Source organism: Mannheimia glucosida (genome assembly GCF_046267875.1).
Taxonomy (GTDB): domain Bacteria; phylum Pseudomonadota; class Gammaproteobacteria; order Enterobacterales; family Pasteurellaceae; genus Mannheimia; species Mannheimia glucosida.
The window spans coordinates 2,243,887-2,262,720 of record NZ_CP176502.1 but is presented as its reverse complement, the minus strand read 5'-3'; the positions used below and the strand labels follow the sequence as shown (position 1 = coordinate 2,262,720).

The 18,834-nt window shown below is 40.9% G+C and carries 21 protein-coding genes and 1 riboswitch; of the genes, 10 read left to right on the top strand and 11 right to left on the bottom strand.

Going from position 1 to position 18,834, the window contains the following annotated elements; all coding sequences use genetic code 11:
* Positions 1-22 precede the first annotated feature (22 nt).
* Positions 23-925, bottom strand: coding sequence for a cell division protein ZipA (gene zipA / locus ACJ7Z2_RS10905; protein WP_409500308.1), 903 nt, complete (start codon positions 923-925; stop codon positions 23-25).
* Between the two features lie 111 nt (positions 926-1,036).
* On the opposite strand from zipA, the gene cysZ reads away from it, so the two are divergent.
* Positions 1,037-1,918 (top strand): sulfate transporter CysZ, encoded by an 882-nt coding sequence (gene cysZ / locus ACJ7Z2_RS10900; RefSeq protein ID WP_409500307.1) that lies wholly within the window; start codon positions 1,037-1,039, stop codon positions 1,916-1,918.
* Between the two features lie 68 nt (positions 1,919-1,986).
* On the opposite strand, the gene ACJ7Z2_RS10895 is transcribed toward cysZ, so the two are convergent.
* From ACJ7Z2_RS10895 to exbB, 3 genes are read right to left on the bottom strand one after another with little or no spacing between them, the layout of a single operon-like run.
* Positions 1,987-2,886 (bottom strand): TonB family protein, encoded by a 900-nt coding sequence (locus ACJ7Z2_RS10895; protein ID WP_409500306.1) that lies wholly within the window; start codon positions 2,884-2,886, stop codon positions 1,987-1,989.
* A gap of 15 nt (positions 2,887-2,901) precedes the next feature.
* The gene (exbD, locus tag ACJ7Z2_RS10890) at positions 2,902-3,339 is read right to left on the bottom strand and encodes a TonB system transport protein ExbD (RefSeq protein ID WP_409500305.1); all 438 of its coding nucleotides are present in this window, start codon (positions 3,337-3,339) and stop codon (positions 2,902-2,904) included.
* A gap of 36 nt (positions 3,340-3,375) precedes the next feature.
* Positions 3,376-3,834 carry a TonB-system energizer ExbB gene (gene exbB, locus ACJ7Z2_RS10885; protein WP_126302593.1) on the bottom strand — a complete coding sequence of 153 codons (459 nt, stop codon included), beginning with the start codon at positions 3,832-3,834 and terminating at the stop codon, positions 3,376-3,378.
* Positions 3,835-3,984: 150 nt separating this feature from the next.
* On the opposite strand from exbB, the gene glpE reads away from it, so the two are divergent.
* Entirely contained in the window at positions 3,985-4,311 is a 327-nt protein-coding gene (gene glpE, locus ACJ7Z2_RS10880; protein WP_126302592.1) for a thiosulfate sulfurtransferase GlpE, read from the top strand.
* A gap of 43 nt (positions 4,312-4,354) precedes the next feature.
* Positions 4,355-5,200 (top strand): co-chaperone YbbN, encoded by an 846-nt coding sequence (locus ACJ7Z2_RS10875; protein WP_006247986.1) that lies wholly within the window; start codon positions 4,355-4,357, stop codon positions 5,198-5,200.
* A gap of 39 nt (positions 5,201-5,239) precedes the next feature.
* Here the strand turns inward: ACJ7Z2_RS10875 and dhaM are convergent, their stop codons facing one another.
* From dhaM to dhaK, 3 genes are read right to left on the bottom strand one after another with little or no spacing between them, the layout of a single operon-like run.
* Positions 5,240-5,647 (bottom strand): dihydroxyacetone kinase phosphoryl donor subunit DhaM, encoded by a 408-nt coding sequence (dhaM, locus tag ACJ7Z2_RS10870; protein WP_409500304.1) that lies wholly within the window; start codon positions 5,645-5,647, stop codon positions 5,240-5,242.
* Between the two features lie 9 nt (positions 5,648-5,656).
* Positions 5,657-6,283: a dihydroxyacetone kinase subunit DhaL gene (dhaL, locus tag ACJ7Z2_RS10865; protein ID WP_409500303.1), complete on the bottom strand. Its 627-nt coding sequence runs from the start codon at positions 6,281-6,283 to the stop codon at positions 5,657-5,659.
* 20 nt (positions 6,284-6,303) lie between these two features.
* Positions 6,304-7,374: a dihydroxyacetone kinase subunit DhaK gene (gene dhaK, locus ACJ7Z2_RS10860; protein ID WP_409500302.1), complete on the bottom strand. Its 1,071-nt coding sequence runs from the start codon at positions 7,372-7,374 to the stop codon at positions 6,304-6,306.
* Between the two features lie 166 nt (positions 7,375-7,540).
* Here dhaK and trxB point away from each other — a divergent pair, with 166 nt between their 5' ends.
* The 3 genes from trxB to ACJ7Z2_RS10845 all read left to right on the top strand — a co-directional run bounded on the left by trxB (position 7,541) and on the right by ACJ7Z2_RS10845 (position 9,756).
* A complete protein-coding gene (gene trxB / locus ACJ7Z2_RS10855) occupies positions 7,541-8,494 on the top strand; it encodes a thioredoxin-disulfide reductase (protein WP_409500301.1) in 954 nt (317 codons plus the stop codon).
* A gap of 9 nt (positions 8,495-8,503) precedes the next feature.
* Positions 8,504-9,259 (top strand): 3-deoxy-manno-octulosonate cytidylyltransferase, encoded by a 756-nt coding sequence (gene kdsB, locus ACJ7Z2_RS10850; protein ID WP_409500300.1) that lies wholly within the window; start codon positions 8,504-8,506, stop codon positions 9,257-9,259.
* Positions 9,260-9,336: 77 nt separating this feature from the next.
* Complete coding sequence (locus ACJ7Z2_RS10845; protein ID WP_154704637.1) at positions 9,337-9,756, top strand: YidB family protein; 420 nt, start codon at positions 9,337-9,339, stop codon at positions 9,754-9,756.
* A 54-nt stretch (positions 9,757-9,810) separates the two neighbouring features.
* On the opposite strand, the gene ACJ7Z2_RS10840 is transcribed toward ACJ7Z2_RS10845, so the two are convergent.
* The gene (locus tag ACJ7Z2_RS10840; RefSeq protein WP_409500299.1) at positions 9,811-10,797 is read right to left on the bottom strand and encodes an amidohydrolase family protein; all 987 of its coding nucleotides are present in this window, start codon (positions 10,795-10,797) and stop codon (positions 9,811-9,813) included.
* 265 nt (positions 10,798-11,062) lie between these two features.
* Positions 11,063-11,206, top strand: a riboswitch (TPP riboswitch).
* A gap of 44 nt (positions 11,207-11,250) precedes the next feature.
* Between ACJ7Z2_RS10840 and thiB the strand changes: the two genes are divergently transcribed.
* The 4 genes from thiB (at position 11,251) to folK (ending at position 15,029) form a co-directional block, all read left to right on the top strand.
* Positions 11,251-12,204 carry a thiamine ABC transporter substrate binding subunit gene (gene thiB, locus ACJ7Z2_RS10835; protein ID WP_409500298.1) on the top strand — a complete coding sequence of 318 codons (954 nt, stop codon included), beginning with the start codon at positions 11,251-11,253 and terminating at the stop codon, positions 12,202-12,204.
* A 235-nt stretch (positions 12,205-12,439) separates the two neighbouring features.
* Entirely contained in the window at positions 12,440-12,889 is a 450-nt protein-coding gene (dksA, locus tag ACJ7Z2_RS10830; RefSeq protein ID WP_126302583.1) for an RNA polymerase-binding protein DksA, read from the top strand.
* Between the two features lie 178 nt (positions 12,890-13,067).
* Positions 13,068-14,465: a polynucleotide adenylyltransferase PcnB gene (gene pcnB / locus ACJ7Z2_RS10825; protein ID WP_409501146.1), complete on the top strand. Its 1,398-nt coding sequence runs from the start codon at positions 13,068-13,070 to the stop codon at positions 14,463-14,465.
* 90 nt (positions 14,466-14,555) lie between these two features.
* Positions 14,556-15,029, top strand: coding sequence for a 2-amino-4-hydroxy-6-hydroxymethyldihydropteridine diphosphokinase (gene folK, locus ACJ7Z2_RS10820; protein WP_154704797.1), 474 nt, complete (start codon positions 14,556-14,558; stop codon positions 15,027-15,029).
* Here folK and ACJ7Z2_RS10815 read toward each other — a convergent pair.
* The 3 genes from ACJ7Z2_RS10815 to ACJ7Z2_RS10805 are packed head-to-tail and all read right to left on the bottom strand — an operon-like array spanning position 15,026 to position 18,768.
* On the bottom strand, positions 15,026-15,220 hold the full coding sequence (locus tag ACJ7Z2_RS10815) for a YnbE family lipoprotein (RefSeq protein WP_154704634.1): 195 nt from the start codon (positions 15,218-15,220) through the stop codon (positions 15,026-15,028). The genes folK and ACJ7Z2_RS10815 overlap by 4 nt on opposite strands.
* A gap of 20 nt (positions 15,221-15,240) precedes the next feature.
* Entirely contained in the window at positions 15,241-17,949 is a 2,709-nt protein-coding gene (locus ACJ7Z2_RS10810; protein WP_409500297.1) for a YdbH family protein, read from the bottom strand.
* A 3-nt stretch (positions 17,950-17,952) separates the two neighbouring features.
* Positions 17,953-18,768, bottom strand: coding sequence for a hypothetical protein (locus ACJ7Z2_RS10805; protein ID WP_126302582.1), 816 nt, complete (start codon positions 18,766-18,768; stop codon positions 17,953-17,955).
* Positions 18,769-18,834: the final 66 nt, after the last annotated feature.

Below are 18,834 nucleotides of genomic sequence, written 5' to 3'. Positions count from 1 at the left end.
GGATTTATCAATTTTTTTGCAATTAGTGCATCACACGTTGCATATAACGTTGGCGGGATTCTTCGCCAAAAGGCTGTTGGTTATCGTCATATAAGAATCCTCCTAACGATGCTGCTAAGTGTTCTGCGTTTCTGATTAATAATTTCATATTAGCCACATCATTACCTTCGGTTGGAAGTTGCATAAATAGCACTAAACCAGCTGTTGCAAAGTTTGAGATATTATTTAAATCAAAGGTTCCTGGGTTCATTAAATTTGCCGCACTGAAAATAATCGGGCTGAGTGAATCATCAATGTGTTGATGACGGTGGAAAATTTGGTGTTCGCCAAAACGTAGCCCAACTTCTTCTAAATAATGGACTACAATATCACCACGGAAAGGCTGATGTTGCGGAGCGTAAATATAAAGGGTCACAAACGGGTTTTCTTCCACTGCCGCTGGTGCTTGTTGAGGTTCGATAGCTACCGCTTGAGGAGCTTCTTCCACCACCGTGTTCGCTGTTGGAGTGACAAAATCCGGTGTATTGTATTGGATATGTTGCTGACTAGAAATTTTCTGACCGTAAGTGCTAATCGTTGGTTCTGCTACCGATTGTATCGGCTGAATTTGCTCAGGCTGTTGCTGAGGATTTCCGCCCGGCAAACTGATTTTGATATTTTGCAGCGAGCTTTCAACTTCCTGTTGTATCTGTTGCGGATTTTCTTCCGGCACAGACATTGCTTGATAATCCTCATTTTGTGGCTGTAATGAGGTTGGGATGCTATTGCTCATTTTATTATTCTGTGGTGGCACAGCAATAGGTCTAGTCGAGAATGTATTTGAAAAAATATTTGATTTTTCACGACGAGCGGACCAAAGGCTAAATCCAATTAGTACAGCAATCAGTAGCCCGGCAAGAATAAAGAAAATAATATGCAGTTCCATTGTGTCCTCTTTATCAAATAATCAATAAAAAATGTATTTTCATATTTGCGAAAATAATGTGCGTAGCTTACCATATTTCTGATTAGTTTTGATAGAAAATAAGGAATCATTATGTCTTCAGTTTTTTCTGAGCCGCAAAATCAAGTCGGATTAGGCTTTCATTATTTTATATATGGCTGGCGGTTATTGTTACAACGCCAATTTTTGCCTTTTGTGATTTTCCCAATTCTTATTAATACCGTGCTGATGGTAGGGCTGATTTGGGGATTTTTTGCCAATATCGGTGGCTTGTTGGATATGTTACTGCCAAGCTGGCTGGAATGGCTTAGCTTTGTACTGATTCCACTGATTTTTTTGATGATATTAGTGGGATTTTATTTTGCTTTTACTACCTTGGCTAACTTTGTTGCTGCTCCCTTTAATGCGTTATTAGCAGAAAAAGTCGAGCTGCAACTTACCGGCGAGACTTTGGGCGATATGTCATTCGGTGCAATGTTAAAAGATGTGCCTCGAATGCTGAAACGAGAATGGCAAAAAATGATGTATAGCATTCCAAGGCTGATTGCTCTTTTTGTATTAGGCTTTTTGCCTGTGGTTGGGCAAACCGTAGTACCTGTGCTGACTTTTATCTTCGGTGCTTGGTTGATCGCCATTCAATATTGTGACTATCCGTTTGATAACCATAAAATCAGTTTTCAGCGTATGCGAAATGCGTTGTCGCAGTCTCGCACTTTAAATTTTACCTTTGGTGCTTTAGTGAGCCTATTCACGATGATTCCATTTGTGAATTTAGTAGTTATGCCTGTGGCAGTTTGTGGCGCAACGGCATTATGGGTAAAAGAGTACCGCAATTTCTTCTTAAATAATCAAACAGGTGAATTCAGCAAAGCGGATTATACTTTTACGAAAGTAAATTCTACCTCGTTAAGCACAGAAACTCGTACGGGTGAAGTGAGTCCGAATGTGAGAAATGGCGATATTCGCAAGCAGTAAGCGGTCATTTTTAGTCAATTTTTTGCAATAAAAAGCCCTCAAAAGTACATTGCTTTTGAGGGCTGTTTTTATTCAAGGGCAAATCTTACCGGTACTGTTACCGTAGGAGGGAAGCCTGCCGGTGGCGGAGGCATACTCAAACCTTCTGCACTGCGTACCGCAGCGTTATCTAAATTACTATTTCCCGATGAATTGAGTACGGATACATTTGTAATTGAACCGGACGATGTAACGGTAAATTTAATCGTAACTGTACCGGTTTTCCGCATCATTTTTTCACGCTGAGGGTAAGAGTTATTCGCCTTACGCTGTAATGCTCGCTGTAATGCGACTTTATAAGCAGCAAGTTCACTGGCGTTACCACCACTTGCTCCGCCATTTGTAGAGCCTGTAGTTGAAGTTGAATTTGACGAACCGTTTTTTTGCCCTCCAACCACACCAGCAACCACTTTTTCACCTTCAGCCGCATTTGGAATCGCTTTGGCGACAATACCTTGTTTTATCTCTGGCCCACGCTCTAATGCTTTAATATGCTTGTGATGATGTTTCGGGCGCTCTTTAGGCTTATCTTTCGGCTTTTCTTGCTCTTGTAGCTCTTCCCTTTTCTCTTTGTGACGATGCTTATGTTTATGGTGGTGCCGCTCTTTACGCTTTTCTTCTTTCGGTTTTTCCTTTTTCGGCTTTAGTGTAGGATCTGGAATTGCCTCCGGCTCTGGAGTAAGCTTAGGTTCAGGTGGTACTTCTGCCTTCTCCGGTTCGATTTCTTTGACCTCTTCGGTAATAGGATCCGGAGCAACGGCAACCTGAGGTTGCTCTAATAATGCTGCCACCATTTCCATAGAAAGAGAGTTTTGCTCGGCAATTTTTTCCACTTTGTGGTTATGTAACCAAGCAAAAGTGCCACCAATTAAGGCAGTGTGAATAGCCAAAGATGCCACTAAGCCGATACGAGAATGTTTTTTTTTCATACCTGTTTACCCTATTTAAGGTGCGGCTGCTGGCACTTGTGCAGGGCTATCAGGTGTGCTTGAAGGTGCTGGAGCAGTTTCTTTTTTAGTAATGATTGCCACATTTTTAATTTCATTTGCAGAAAGGATATCGGTTAATTCCACAAATTTTTCGAAGGCGACCGCACCATCAACTTTGAGTGACACTTTTTGGCTTTTATCCCAAGTGGCAACTTCAGCAATTAATTGCTCTTTAGTTATTGCTTGATCATTAAAGAAAAACTCATTATTTTCGGTAATAGTTAAAAGCTTCGCTAAATCGTCTGCTTTCATTGGCTGTGTTGTACTTGCTTTCGGTACATTTACTTGGATTTTGCCCTGAGAAATGAAAGAGGCGGTAACTAACACGATAGCCAGTAATACCAACATAATATCAATAAATGGAATGATGTTGATTTCATCGAATTTTTTCATTGTTCTGCCTTATTAATTTGCAAAAAATGGACTAAATCACACCGCTTGATGAGGCTTTTTTGATTGTAATGCCAACCATTTCAGTTTGTTTTCTTCCACTTTACGACCAAAACCATTGTAGAAAACCATTGCAATAATTGCCACTAAGATACCGACAGCAGTGGCTTTTAGAGCTAAAGAAAGGTTTACCATAATAGAGGCCGCATCAATATCACCACCTGATTGACCTAAATGATAGAAAGTTAAAAGAATACCGACAACGGTTCCTAATAAGCCGATATAAGGGGCATTAGAGCCGATAGTCGAAATGGTAGTTAAATTGTGAGTTAAATCGATTTCTAATTCTTCGAGGGTATCGTATTTTGAAATATCTACTTTGGAATAAAACATAATACGTTCAATAGCTTTCCAAAGGCAGATTACGCTTAATAAGCCTAGTAATCCTAATATAACAAAGTCAGTATAATGTTCTAAAAATTGAAATAATTGCTCCATAAAATCCTCAAACTGTGGCAGTTTTAAATCAGTGCATTTGAAAATAGTTCGCAATTATATCTGACAAACATCAAATTTTCAACTTGGAATAATAGCCATTCTTTTTAGAATTTTATGGTATAGTTGCACGTTTTTTGAGGGAAACTGATTATGGAAACTACATTTAAAGAAATTAGCCCGCAACAGGCTTGGGAATTAATGGAAAATGAAGGTGCAGTACTTGCTGATGTACGTGATGCCCGCCGTTATGTTTACAGCCACCCACAGGATGCGTTTCATTTAACCAACCAGAGTTATGGTAAGTTTTTAGATGAGGTCGATTATGACGAACCGGTGGTTGTGATTTGCTATCACGGAGTGAGTAGCCAAAGTACAGCACAGTTTTTAATCGAACAAGGGTTTGAAAATGTTTATAGTGTAAAAGGTGGTTTTGAAGCGTGGGAGAGAAACGGGCTACCTATTGAAACTTCTTATTAATGCTACAATATAAAAAGTAATTTTTAGCTTAAGAAGGTTTTGTATGGACTACTTTGTAAATGTAAACGAGCAGAATTTTAGTGAAGTATGGGCAGCAGCGGCACAAGTGCCGACGGTGTTTCATTTTATTTCGCCAAGGGAAGTGGCTTCATTGGAAATGGATGCCTTACTACGTCGTATTTCGGATGAAAACCCTAACCAATTTTTATTGGCGACGGTAAATTGTGATGAGCAACAAGCATTGGCTGCTCAATTTCGCATTCAACAAATTCCAACGCTCTATTTGTTTGCCGGCGGTCAGCCGATTGATGCAATTCAAGGTGCAGTAAGTGAGCAGGAATTACGGATTCGTCTGGCAAATATTTTACCGAAAGAGGAAGAGCTGAAATTCCAACAAGCGTTGGAATTATTGCAAGATCAGCGTTATACCGAAGCCTTGCCGCTGCTGAAATCCGCGTGGGAAATGACCGATAAGAAAAACAGCGATTTCGCTTTGCTCTATGCCGAAACTTACATCGCAATGAAAAGCGTGGAAGAGGCTCGGGAAATCCTCAAAGCGATTCCGATTCAAGACAGAGACAGCCGTTGGCACGGTTTGCAAGCCCAAATCGAATTATTGGAACAAGCCAGCGAATCGCCCGAATTACAACAGCTTCAAGCGGATTATGCGAACAGCAAAACCCCTGAAATTGCGATTAAATTGGCAAATCAGCTACACCAAGCTCATAAAAATGAAGAAGCACTCACGTTACTTTTTGATTGGTTAAAATCGGATTTAAATGTAGCGAACGGCGAGGTAAAAAGCCAATTTCTGGCAATCTTATCTGCACTGGGTACAGACCCGATTGTGCCGAAATTTAGAAGACAGCTTTATTCACTATTGTACTAATAAAACTAAAATGCCGTATTTTTCGATACGGCATTTTTTCTAATTAGCTTGTTCTTGCTTAAGAGCAGCGGCTTGATTAGCCTCGTTTAATACGTCTTCTAAGCTGTCACCGGCGGAAGCTGCCACTACCGCAGCAAAAGCACCTTCAACTAAAGGAGCGTAGCTAATGACTACTTTTTCAGCAAGCTCCGGCTCCAGTAAATCAATGGCGGTTTGTGTGCTTAAAATTGCACTGCCTAAATCGACAAACACAATCACGCCGTCAGGGCTAAATACTGATTCAATCGCTTGCATTATTTTTACCGCATCAGTGCCGATAGGGTTTTCGGTATCATCTATGCCACCGGCAAGGGCGATTTTGCAACCCCCTTGTGCCATTTGAGCCAAAATTTCCCCCACACCTTCTGCCAGTTTAGCACTATGTGAAACAATCACTAAATTGACCATTTATTCCTCCTACTGTAACGCTTCAGCTAGGGCTTTAAAAATATAGTAGCTAGACGTTGCTCCCGGATCGGTATGCCCGATACTACGTTCCCCTAAGTAGCTGGCTCGCCCTTTTTTCGCAATTAATGGAGCGGTTTGATTTGCAAAATTTTCTGCTTTTTCGACCGCTTGTAACAAAATTGAGCCAATCGATAGAGAGGTATCCGCTTTTTTTAGCTCTTCGAGCAAAGGCAACCACAGATCGCACATTGTTTTATCACCAATTTCTGCTTTTCCACGTTGCACAATCGCTTCTGTCCCTTGCTCTAGCAGTGCAAGTAACTCGGTAAAACTCAGTTGCTCTTTGCCTGTAGCACCTTGAGCCGCTTTAATAAAAAATGAACCATAGAGAGGACCACTTGCTCCACCTACTTGCGATAACAATGTCATTCCAACGGTTTTAAGTAGAGTGCCGATATCTTTATCTTGCACGGTATGGGCTTTTTCTAATGCTTTGCTAAAGCCACGCTGCATATTCAAACCGTGATCGCCATCGCCAATAGCGGTGTCTAATTCAGTTAAATAATCCCGTTTTTCAGTCATTACCTGTTGGCAATTTTCAAGCCATTTTAAGATCTGTTGTTTTGATATTGTCATAACTTATCCTTTCAATCTAATTACTCACCCCAACGCATTGCCGGTGTATTTACCGGAGCGTCCCATAGTTTGAGAATATCATCATCCACTTTCAGTAATGTGATAGAGATACCTTGCATATCCAGCGAGGTGCAATATGATCCTACAAGGCTGCGTTCAATATTTAAGCCGAAAGTTTGGCACTCTTTTTCCAATGCATCATAGACTGCGTAAAGTTCTGAGAGTGGCACTGCTCCTAAGTTATTAACTAAAGCAATAACACGATCACCTTTTTTCAATGCCACTTTGCTTTCTTCGATTTCGTCCCATTGTTGAGTTTGTGTATTCCAATGGCGAATTTTACGTTGATAATCGCCGTGAGCAATTAAGGTTTCAAACATTTGTTTCACGGTGCTATCTAGATTTTCAAAAGGGCGACGCTCAATGCCCGGCTCGCCGTGAATACCTACCCCAAATTCCATCTCATTTTCAGCTAAAGTAAATGATGGCTTACCGGCAGCCGGCACGGTACAAGCAGATAAAGCAATCCCGATAGAATGCCCGTTATTATTTAACTGATGTCCTAATTTTGCTAATTCAGATAAGGTATAACCGCTCTCTGCCGCAGCGCCTAACAGTTTTTCAATCAATACCGTATTTGCAACACCACGGCGACCGGCAGTATATAAGCTGTCTTTTACTGCCACATCATCATCAACCAACACGGTTGCGACTTTTACACCGCTATCTGCAAGTAGCTCGGTAGCCGTTTCAAAATTCAGCACATCGCCGGTATAGTTTTTAATGATGAGCAACACACCCTCGCCACGATCAACCGCTAAACCGCATTCAAACATTTGATCTGGCGTTGGAGATGTAAAGATTGCTCCGGGGCAAGCTCCGTCTAACATTCCTTTACCGATAAAACCGGCGTGCATTGGCTCGTGTCCGCTCCCACCACCGGAAATAAGGGCTACTTTAGGTTGATTACTTGGAGGCGTGCGGTAAATATAGACAGGTTCTGTATTAAGTGTTAAATCAGAATGTGCTTTCACAAAACCGGAAAGTTGCTCATCTAAGACGGTTTCTATTGAATTAATTAATTTTTTCATCTTCTTGCCCCTTTTAAATGAATTAGACTGTCACAATTTACAAGAAAACTTGCCGGATTTCTGTTAACTTTGTCACAAAATCGAAAAAAGATGAGCGAAAACGAAAATAGAGTTGAGCTGAAATTTAGGCTAAAATAGGAAGTAATATTTATTCAGAGGATTCATTATGACCACTAAACATACCAAACTTTTAATTTTAGGCTCAGGGCCTGCCGGTTATACCGCAGCGGTGTATGCCGCCCGTGCCAATTTAAACCCGGTTTTAGTCACCGGAATGCAACAAGGCGGACAGCTCACCACAACCGATGAAATTGAGAACTGGCCGGGGGAATTTGAGCAAATTACCGGCACCGAGCTAATGAATAAAATGCTCAAACACGCTGAAAAATTTGAAACTGAAATCGTGTTTGATCATATTCATTCCGTGGATTTATCTAAACGCCCATTCACGCTAAAAGGGGATTTATACACCTTCACCTGTGATGCGTTAATTATTGCCACCGGTGCTTCGGCGAAATACTTAGGTTTGCCTTCTGAAGAGCATTTCAAAGGCAAAGGCGTGTCGGCTTGTGCAACTTGTGATGGATTCTTCTATCGCAATAAACCGGTTGCTGTGGTTGGCGGCGGAAATACTGCCGTGGAAGAAGCCCTTTATTTGGCAAATTTGGCGAGCGAAGTGCATTTAATTCACCGCCGTGACAGCTTCCGTGCTGAAAAAATCTTGCTTGGTCGTCTGCAAAAACGTATTGAAGAAGGCAAAATTATTCTGCACACCGACCGCACGGTTGATGAGGTGTTAGGCGATAATATGGGTGTTACCGGCTTGCGTTTAAAATCGACCAAAGAAGAATTGAGCGAAGAAATTAAGGTTGATGGTTTCTTTGTGGCGATTGGTCACGCACCGAATACGGCAATGTTTGAAGGGCAATTAGAACTTGAAAACGGCTACATTAAAGTAAAATCAGGTTTGGAAGGCAATGCGACCGCTACTTCTGTGGAAGGGGTATTTGCTGCCGGTGATGTGATGGATCACAACTATCGCCAAGCGATTACCTCTGCCGGCACAGGTTGTATGGCAGCCCTTGATGCAGAACGTTTCTTAGATGCTCAAGAAGCATAAGGATAGCCTATGAAATTCACTGTAATTATTCCTGCTCGTTACGCTTCCAGCCGTTTGCCTCGTAAGCCGTTGTTGGATATTGCAGGCAAACCGATGATTCAACACGTTTGGGAAAAAGCTCAGCTTGCCGGTGCAAGCCGTGTGATTATTGCAACCGATCACCCTGAAATTGAAGCTATTGCTCAATCTTTTGGGGCAGAAGTGTGTATGACTTCGGAGAAACACAATTCCGGCACTGAACGTTTGGCGGAAGTGATCGAAAAAATGCAGATTGCCGACAGCGAAATTATTGTGAATATTCAGGGTGATGAACCGCTGATTCCACCGGTAATTGTTGAGCAAGTTGCTCGCAATTTAGACACTTATCAAGTCAATATGGCAACCCTTGGTGTGAAATTAGAGACCCGAGAAGAACTATTTAACCCCAATGCGGTGAAAGCGGTGGCAGACAAAAACGGAATGGCTCTCTATTTTTCCCGAGCCAGTATTCCGTTTGCCAGAGACAGTTTCCCTGATTGCGATGACAATTTTGTTGCCGCTCAAGGTTATTTACGTCATATCGGCATTTACGCTTATCGAGCCGGCTTTGTGAAGCAATATGTGGCGTGGCAGCCGACACAATTAGAACAGCTTGAGTCTCTTGAGCAATTAAGAGCCTTATGGTACGGTGAAAAAATTCATATCGAACCGGCGAAAGAAGCCCCGCAAGTGGGGGTGGATACGCCGGAAGATTTGGAAAGAGTGCGAGCCATTTTAGCTCGTTAAAGTGATTACAAGCGGTTGAATTTTGCCGTTTTTTTGCAAAATTTTCGCAAAATTGTACCGCTTGCATAGGAGAAATTATGTTAGGAAATATTTTAGGTTCATTGGCTTCTTCAGTATTGAGTGGCAATAACCAATCAACTGCAACTCAATTAATTCAAAATTTACTCGCCTCACAAGGTGGGATTGAAGGGCTGATTGCCAAATTCCAACAAGGCGGATTAGATGATGTGTTACGCACTTGGATCAGCAGCGATGAAGATAATGCACCTGTTTCGGGCGAACAAATCAGTGATGTGTTCGGGCAAGAAAACATTCAAAATGCCGCTCAGGAAGCGGGTGTTGATGCTGCTGATGCGAGCGATTTATTAGCCCAGTTCTTGCCAAAAATCGTGGATACTCTAACCCCGAATGGTAATGTTGAAGACTTAAAAAACTTTGATGCAAATGACTTATTAGCTCAAGCGGCAAAAGGGATTTTGGGTAACTTGTTTAAATAATCGGTTATGCTGTTATTAAAGGCGAACCTAAGGGTTCGCCTTTCATTTATTCGGTTAGACTAAACCCAGTACTTTTCGACCATTGATGCTGGCAATATTTGCCATTTCTTCTAGGTTAGTAAAACGACAGCCTGCTGATAAAAGGCTGAGTTCTTGCCACATATCGCCCTCGCAAAGTGGTACCATATAATCACAGATATTATCTGTGCCGATAGCAACGGTAATGCCTTCAGGAATGAGTTCATCAGCAGGGGTTAAAGCGTTATGGAAGGGTTGTAAATCTTCCTTACGTCCGCTATCAATCCACGCCATCGGACAGGCAATGACCATCATTTGGCTATCACGCATTTTTTGGTAAAGCATTTTTCGATATTCTTTCGGGTGCGAACCAATGGAAATCCCGTGAATGGCAACCACTCGCCCTTGCATACCATGCTCAATCGATTTATCACACAGTTGTTCGGTCTCTTTTTCTTTAGGTGAGTTAAATTGATCAACGTGGACGTGGAGCATTTTGCCGAGCGATTTGGCTTTATCCATTAAAATATCCATTGCTTCCAAGCCTTTGCCGTAATCCAGTTCGTCACGGTAAGGCAAGCCACCAATCATATCCACCATTTCAGATCCAATATTAAACCATTTTTTTGCATTTGGCTCAATCACGCCTTTTAATGTTTGGTTGGCAAATTTCAGAATAATATCGTTTTTATAGACTTCACGAGCTTTATGTGCGGCAATGATGGCTCGGTCTTCGCATACTTGGTCAATATCGACAAAGGTTCCGAAGGCAGTCACGCCTTGAGAAATCATTAACTCAATCGCTTGTGAAAAGCGGCGGTAGTAGTCTTCCACCGTAGAATTACGTTTCACTTCATCGACTAAATCCCATTTTTGTTGCAGATTCGCATTTTGGTAAACAGTGATTTTTTCCGGTGTCATAGTAAAGGCTCGGTCTGCGTGTGCATGTGCATTTACCCAGCCGCCTTGTTTGATGATTTCATCACGGATATGACCTTTTAGGGTACGAATCAGTTGGCTCATTTATGCTGTTCCTTTCGATATGGTGAATTTATGCAACAAACGCCTATGTTTTAGAGAGGCGTTGTGTGATTAACTTAAGAAATGAATAAAAAAACAGCTACGCCTCAAACAAAGATGCGTAGCTGTTGGGAATTTGAGATATGTGATGTTGTGCAATTCATTTCTAGTTCCTTATTTGGACTAGGGCGATAGTATAATGATTTTCAGGTTTAATAGCAAACGTTTGCTTATGGTTGAAATTCAGAGGTAAACTTTCTACAATACAGCGTTCTCATTGGGGTGCTACAAGCGGTTGTTTTTGATTGAAACTTTGCAAATTTTTCACCAAATCAAACCGCTTGTTGCTGAGAGATACCCATAGAACCTGATCTGATTAATATCAGCGTAGGGATTTGAGATAGCAAATTTGCCACTCTTAAATCCTTCTATTCATTTAATTTAGAAGGACGCTTTATGAAATTCATTTTATCTTCATTTGCTTTATTAAGCACAGTCGCATTCGCTAATCAGCCAACTTTAACGGTTTATACCTATAGCTCTTTTGCATCGGAATATGGCCCGGCAGCTAAATTAGAACAGAATTTTGAGAAGGTGTGTGGCTGTGATCTTAAATTTATGCCGTTTGACGATAGTGTGACGATGTTTAACCGCTTACGTTTAGAAGGGAAAAAAACAAAAGCCGATGTCGTGGTCGGTATTGATAATTTCTTACAGCCGGAAGCTGAAAAATCAGGTTTATTTAGCGAATTTGAGGCAAAAACCAAATTGGAAATTAAAGATAAGATTTTCTTCCCGTATGATATGGGATCTTATGCTTTTATTTATGATAAAGAAAAGTTGGCTAATCCACCTAAAAGCCTAAAAGAGTTGGTAGAACGCCAAGATTTAAAAGTGATTTATCAAGATCCGAGAACCAGTAGTGTTGGACGAGGTTTTCTATTATGGGTGAATCAAGTGTATGGTAATGAGGCAGAAAATGCTTGGAAAACATTGGCTAAACATACGGTAACGGTTGGAAAGGGCTGGTCTGAAACTTATGGTGCCTTTTTAAAAGGGGAGTCAGATGTAGTGCTAAGTTATACTACTTCCCCTTTATATCATCAATGGTATGATAAGACCGATAAATATGTGGCAGCAGCATTTGAGGAGGGGCATCTTACCCAAGTTGAAAATGCAGCTATTCTCAAAACAAGCAAACAAAAGGTACTAGCAAATCAATTTTTGGCATTTTTGCACGAGCCTGAATCTCAGCACATTATTTCATACCATAATGTGATGAACCCTGTGCTACTTGAGGGGACAGATCCTGCGTTTAGCCAAATGCCTACTTATAAAATATTAAGCTTTGATCCGCCTTCTTCCGACACTATTCAGAAATGGCTCGCTACTTGGGCAAATAGTTGGTAGATATAAAGGAGAAAGAAAGCATTGTAAAAATAGCCGAATCTTAATTTGGCTATTGTTTTTTGCGAAATAAATCAACTCGCATGCAAAATTTTTGCAAATTTATTTGCTTAGTTACTCCATTTCGTGTTATTTATAGCCGCCATTACAAAAAAGCCCGAAAAAAGTAAGTTAAAAGTAAGCTAGTTTTATTCGGATATAATTTTAACGATGAAAATTCCAAACAAGGAGTAGATCTATGACTCAAGTGGCTAAAACCACATCTCTTGGTTTATTGGCATTAGCTGGCGTTGAGCCTTATGAGCCGAAAAAAGATGAAGAATATATGAATGAAGCCCAACGTGAGCATTTCACTAAAATTCTGAAAGCGTGGCATAGCCAAATTATGGAAGAAGCGGAGCGTACAAAAAGCCAACTTCAAGAAGATATGACTAATTTTGCTGATCCAAATGACCGCGCAAGCCAAGAAGAAGAATTTAGCTTAGAGCTACGTAATCGAGATCGTGAGCGTAAGTTACTGAAAAAGATTGAGCAAACATTATACAAAATTCAAGAAGATGACTACGGTTTTTGCGAAACTTGTGGTGTAGAAATTGGGATTAAACGTTTAGAAGCACGCCCAACAGCTGATTTATGTATTGACTGTAAAACTTTAGCTGAAATTCGAGAAAAGCAGCTAGGCTTATAATCAACTTTACAGGGTGCCTCTTTTTTAAGAGGCATTTACTATTTAGAGGTGTATTATTTTTAATTATATTAAATCATTATTTTCGAAGCCTAAAAAGTCGGCTCAGAAAAATGAAAAAGTAGTGAGTGAAAAAAGGACTGAGCTAAAAAATCATCGTCCTAAACGCTCAGAGCCTAAAATCACAGAGAATAAACTTCACAAGAGTGGGAAGAAACAACAAGATAATCCTCCTTCTCATTTGTTACACAAGAAATTTGCAGTAAATGCCAGCCAATATGGAATTAGCCCGAAGGATTTTCCTAAAAATGCAATTTCGATTGTCGATAAATTGCAGATTGCCGGTTATGAAGCTTATATTGTAGGTGGCTGTATTCGAGATCTACTCTTGGAGAAAAAGCCTAAAGATTTCGATATTGCGACTAATGCGAGACCTGAAGAAATTCAGCGTATTTTTGGCAGACAATGCCGTTTAATTGGTCGTCGTTTCCGCTTAGCACATATTGTGTATGGTCGTGAAATTTTTGAAGTGGCGACTTTCCGTGCTGGACACGAATCTCATCGCAATGACAAAATTTCTAAAGTCAGCGATGAAGGAATGCTACTGCGTGATAATGTTTACGGTACGCTCCGTGAAGATGCAGAGCGCCGTGATTTCACCGTAAACGCCTTATATTACGATATAAAACGCAATCTTATTTTTGATTTCTTCAACGGCATTGAAGACTTACGAGCAGGTAAACTTTCGCTTATCGGAGAGCCTACTATTCGTTACCAAGAAGATCCGGTGAGAATGTTGCGAGCCGTTCGTTTTATGGCGAAGTTGGATATGTTCTTGGATAAAGCCACTGCCTCCCCAATTCGGGATATGGCTGTGTTGTTAACCAACATTCCGGCAGCCCGTTTGTTTGATGAATCACTCAAATTATTACAAACCGGTGCAGGGCTGAAAACTTATCAGCTTTTGCGTGAATATGAACTATGGCAATTCTTGTTTCCGGTATTGCCGGCATTTTTTACTGCCAAAGGTGATTCCTATGCCGAAAGAATGATTACCAAAGCGTTAAATTCAACTGATGAGCGAATTGCCGATAAATTACCGGTAAATCCTGCGTTTTTATTTGCTGCACTACTTTGGTATCCGCTCCGGGAGAAAATGGAGCAGCTTAAAAACGAAGGTGGCTTCAACAGCCACGATGCAATGATGCTGGCAGCAAATGATGTGCTGGCGGAAAGTTGCAAGGCGATTGCGTTGCACCGCAGACACACTTCAGTCATTCGAGATATTTGGGCATTGCAATTTCAGATGATGAAACGAAGTGGCAACCGACCGCAACAAACCCTTGAACACGTCAAATTCCGTGCAGGGTTTGATTTATTAGTGATGCGTGCAGAAATTGAAGGCGGCGATTTGGTCGAACTTTCCGCTTGGTGGCACGAATACCAATTTAGCAATGACGGTCAGCGTACTGAATTGCTGAAATCGGTTCGTCATTTACCGAATGTTCAACCTGAAGCGAAGAAAAAACGTCGCCGCAGAACCTTTAAGAAAAAATCAAAATCTGCGAAAGCAGAATAATATGGTAGGGGCGAAAAATTTTTCGCCCTTATTTTAAATATTATTTAGGGTGAAAGATTTTTAGCCCCTACTTTTTAGGAAAGGAAAATGATGGAAACAGTCTATATCGCCTTAGGATCAAACCTTGATAATCCGCTTGAACAGCTTAAACAAGCGGTCGAAAAATTGAAAAAATTTGCAAATGAGTTTGAAATCAGCCCATTTTACGGCTCAAAGCCTGTCGGGCCGCAAGATCAGCCTGATTATGTCAATGCGGTAGCGAAATTTAGCACCGACTTATCGCCCACAGCATTACTGGATAAATTGCAAAGCATTGAAAACGAACAGGGCAGGGTGCGTGTACGCCGTTGGGGAGAGCGAACCTTAGATCTGGATATTATTTTATACGGCAACCAGCAAATTCAAACCGAGCGTTTAACCGTGCCGCATATCGAGATGAAAAATCGGGAATTTGTGATTGTGCCAATGTTTGATTTAACGCCTGATTTAGTACTACCGACAGGGGAAAAATTAGCCGATATTTATCAACAATTTAAAGATCATCAAATGGTCATTTTCAGCTAATTCTTCGTTTTGTTTTCACTTTTGGTGATCACCGCTCGGGATTTCTCGTCCATCTTCACATCAATGCGGTGATCAACGACCACATTCATATTAATCGTAATGCCTTCACTTGGCGTTTCAAGCTGTACTTTCGGCGTACAAGCGGTCAAATTCAGTAAAAATATTGCAAAATAAAATGTGGACGGTTTCATATTTATTCCATTCTTTATCGCTATCGATCCAGTTTTTGATAGAGGTAATTTTCTAATTTTTGTTCAAATTGTGAGCCATAGTTAATTAAGTGCCACAAATCAAACATATTTTCTCGGTGATTATAGTTTAAATTCACTTTTGATTTATTTTGATTGGAAGATAATTTTAATTTTCCGTCTAATACTAAATCGCCTTTCGGCCCGACATTAATCAGACTGCGAAAATCATTAATCGTGCTTTTATCTACCAAATGTAACAAAATTTGCTCGGTGTAACCACTTTTCTGCATTTCTGACAACAATTCAGGGGTAAAGGTTAAATAGGAAGTTTCCGCCTGTGTCAGTAAGCCATCGCAAATATAGCAAGGTTTTCCGCTTAACCAAAACGGCAAGATAGCGTTGGCTTTGCCTTTGAGATCAATTTGCTGATATTGCATAAATTGCAAAATTTGCTCAAAGTCAATCCGCTCTAAATTCAGGTAAGCCAGTTCGGTTTGTGGTAAGGCAAAGCGTTTTACATTCAGTTTACCGCCAAACAAATCAAAGGATAATTGATTTAAATTCAATGGCTTCGCCTTGGTATAAGGGTAGTAACCGTTGAGTTTCATTGAAGCGTTATCTAATGCTAAATCCCCCAGTTTGATTTGGGCAATTTTTACATCAAGCGGTTTTTTGGCTCCGAAATGAAAGCGTCCGTTTTGGTAGCGGTAGGGAAGCGAAAATTCAATCCCTTTTGCCTCGCCATTAGGTAAGGATAAGCCGCCGTTGCGAATGGCTAAATGTCCTCCCGCAATTAAGCCTTTTTCTGCACTGGCGGTAAATGCCGTTTCGCCACGAATTGTGCCGTTATTAATTATCCATTGGCTACGGAATGGAAAAAGTGGCTGAAAGCCTTGTGCAGACTGCTCTAGCCAATAGAGTTTGCCGATAATTTGGCTGGCATTTGCGGTTAATTGTCGGCGGGCAAATAATCTAAGCGGGCCGAGTTCGGAAGTATTCACCGTCCCTTTGAAATTCAGGTTCTCTAACTCGCCGTTAAAAGCCAGTTTTACTTGTGGTTTTGGCAGTAGCCCGCCGTAATCAAACTTAATTTCAGGGGATTTGAGCTGAATCGCTCCGGCAAGCGTGAATTTTTTGATATTAAATTGAATTGCTTGGGTGTTGGTTAGCTCTGTTTTGGGAATGGTTGTGCCATCAAGCCGAACCGAGGATAACTCGCCCCTCAATTCGTTAAGTTGCACGGTATGTTTATGCCATTGCCCCCGTCCGCTTAAATTGACCTTGCTGTTAAAAGCTTTAAGATTGGAGCTTCCCCAAATTCGCCATTTCCAACTGTCTTTTACTGCATTAGGCTCTTTCGGATCTTGGAAAAAATCTAACGCCCCGGCTTTAAAATTTTGTGCTTGTCCGTCTAAGTGGAACTCTATATTGTTAAAATCTGGGCTTTGCCCTCGAAGAATAGCGTGTAATCGCCCGTGAATTCCGTGCTTGTCGATTTTAATTCCGGCAAGCGGAAAACGTAAATCTTCAATAGTTAAATACCGTTCTTTTCCTGTCAAACGAAGTAGGGAGCTAGGTAAAAATTTTACGCTTAAATCGTCAAAATTACCTTGAAAATCCAGCGGAATACTGCTGTAAAGAATAAAATTGCCGTGCTTAATATTACCCGTCAAACGAAGCGGTAAATTTAACCCTTTTTCGCTGATTTCTCCCTCTGAATTAGAGATCACAATATTGCCTTTACCCCAACTGTTTTGGGAAAGCAAACTGATACGAATATCGGTTTTGAGCGGAAAAAACAGCTTATCGGTAAAGGACTGCGGCGTTAATTTGGCTGTAACAAATCCGTGAAGCGGAAATTGTTTGGTTAAGTGCCAATCAAACCACCCTTGCTGAATTTCTAGGCTTTTGCGATCAAACAGAAACGGAAAATCCAGTTTATTGTTTTCACTTTCGGCAAGTTCAACCTGCCAGCTGCCTTGCAATTTGTGTTCGGCATTTTTGTGCCAATTGAGAGTGGAACGCCCTTTTTGCAAGGCTTTATTGGCGATGATTTCATCAGATAATTGCCAATCATATTCAGCGGAAATAGTGGGCGGCAGTTGGGTAAAATTGTCCTCAATTTCTGCTGAAAGCCTAAGATTATGCTGTTCTTTTTCATTCGGTTGATATGATAAATCGGCATTCAACCGCCCATTTGCAAAATTTGCTGCAAATTTGACCGCTTGTTGAGCGGCAGTTGCCTGAATTTCACCTTTTGAAAGTGAGAGTTTAATAGCTGTTTGCTCAAAAAGCCGCTGAAGTCTTGGGTTGAAATCGGTAGGCAAATTTTTCCAGTTAAGGGAGTGGATAGTCGCTTCGCCATCAGGAATGACCGCCAGCAATGCGTTGAGTGAAGTGTCGGAATTGCTGTGTTCATTTTGTGGAAACAAGGCAAGGCAGCGGTAATCAATATCCAATTTATCGACAGAAAGATGGTTTTTCTCAATCCAACCCAAATCGGTTTTATCGGCACTTAGTAGCGGGCAATCTCGATAAGAGAGTTGAAATTGAGCAAGTGATGAGCCTTGCCAATTCAGGTTTAAGCCTTGTGGGAGTTGAACTTTCCACGCTTTCGGCAAAATCCAGTTAATCGGCGTGGCAAGATAGTGGCTGGGCATTAAAAAATAGTAGATTGCCGCAACAGATAGAACGGTTGCAATGCCGAAAAATTTTAATGCCCGTTTCATAAATCAGACTACATTAGCGAAAGGGTATAAAATCGCTAACAGCGTAGCAACTGTCCAAGCGGTCGGATTTTTGATGTTTTTTCCAAGTAATAACCACGCCAACATCAATAAAATCACAAATTGTGCTGCAAAATAGATGCTAAATGAAAGCAATGGCATATCAGGCATAATTTGTAGATGTTGATAAAGCACAAAAGCTGTCCAGCAATAATTGAGGATTAGCACTACAAGGGCTGCTTTGACTAATAGCTTGAGGAAAACATCTAAACGGCTTTTCGCTAACATTAAATACCAGCCGGCTAATAAAATGCCTAACAGCACTTGGGCGAAATTGTTGGCTCGAATCCCGTTAAACAATGAAGGCAGTTCAAACCAATAAATGGCTAAATATTGGATAATACCAATACTTGATATAGCCAAACCACAATACATCAATGTGTTATATAAGGTTTGATCTTCCGGCAGGCGGAAGTAGATTAAGCAGGCAAAAACTGCAGCAATGCTTGCCACCGCCATTGGGTTATGCTTTGGCGTAAAGCCTATGGAATAAAGGAAATTCCCTACGGCGAAAATAAGTAAAAAGGGTAAAATAAAGCTTAAACGGCTGGCTTGTCCTCGGCAGATTTCGCCTTTCCATAGCACTAAAAAGCTGATTAATGAGGTCACGAAAAACGCCAATAAGTAAGGAGAAATAAAAATTGAATTTTTCGGTGCAGAGTAGAAGTTAAGAGCCATTTCAATAAACAGCATTAATACCATTGGCAGTGCAGCGTGGGTTGAAATTTCAAGTTTTGACGGCGAATCGTGATCGTGAGCCATAAATAATCCCAAAAGGTGTAAAGAAAATGATTTTAAGCCAAGATTATGCCATAATAGGGGTCGTTT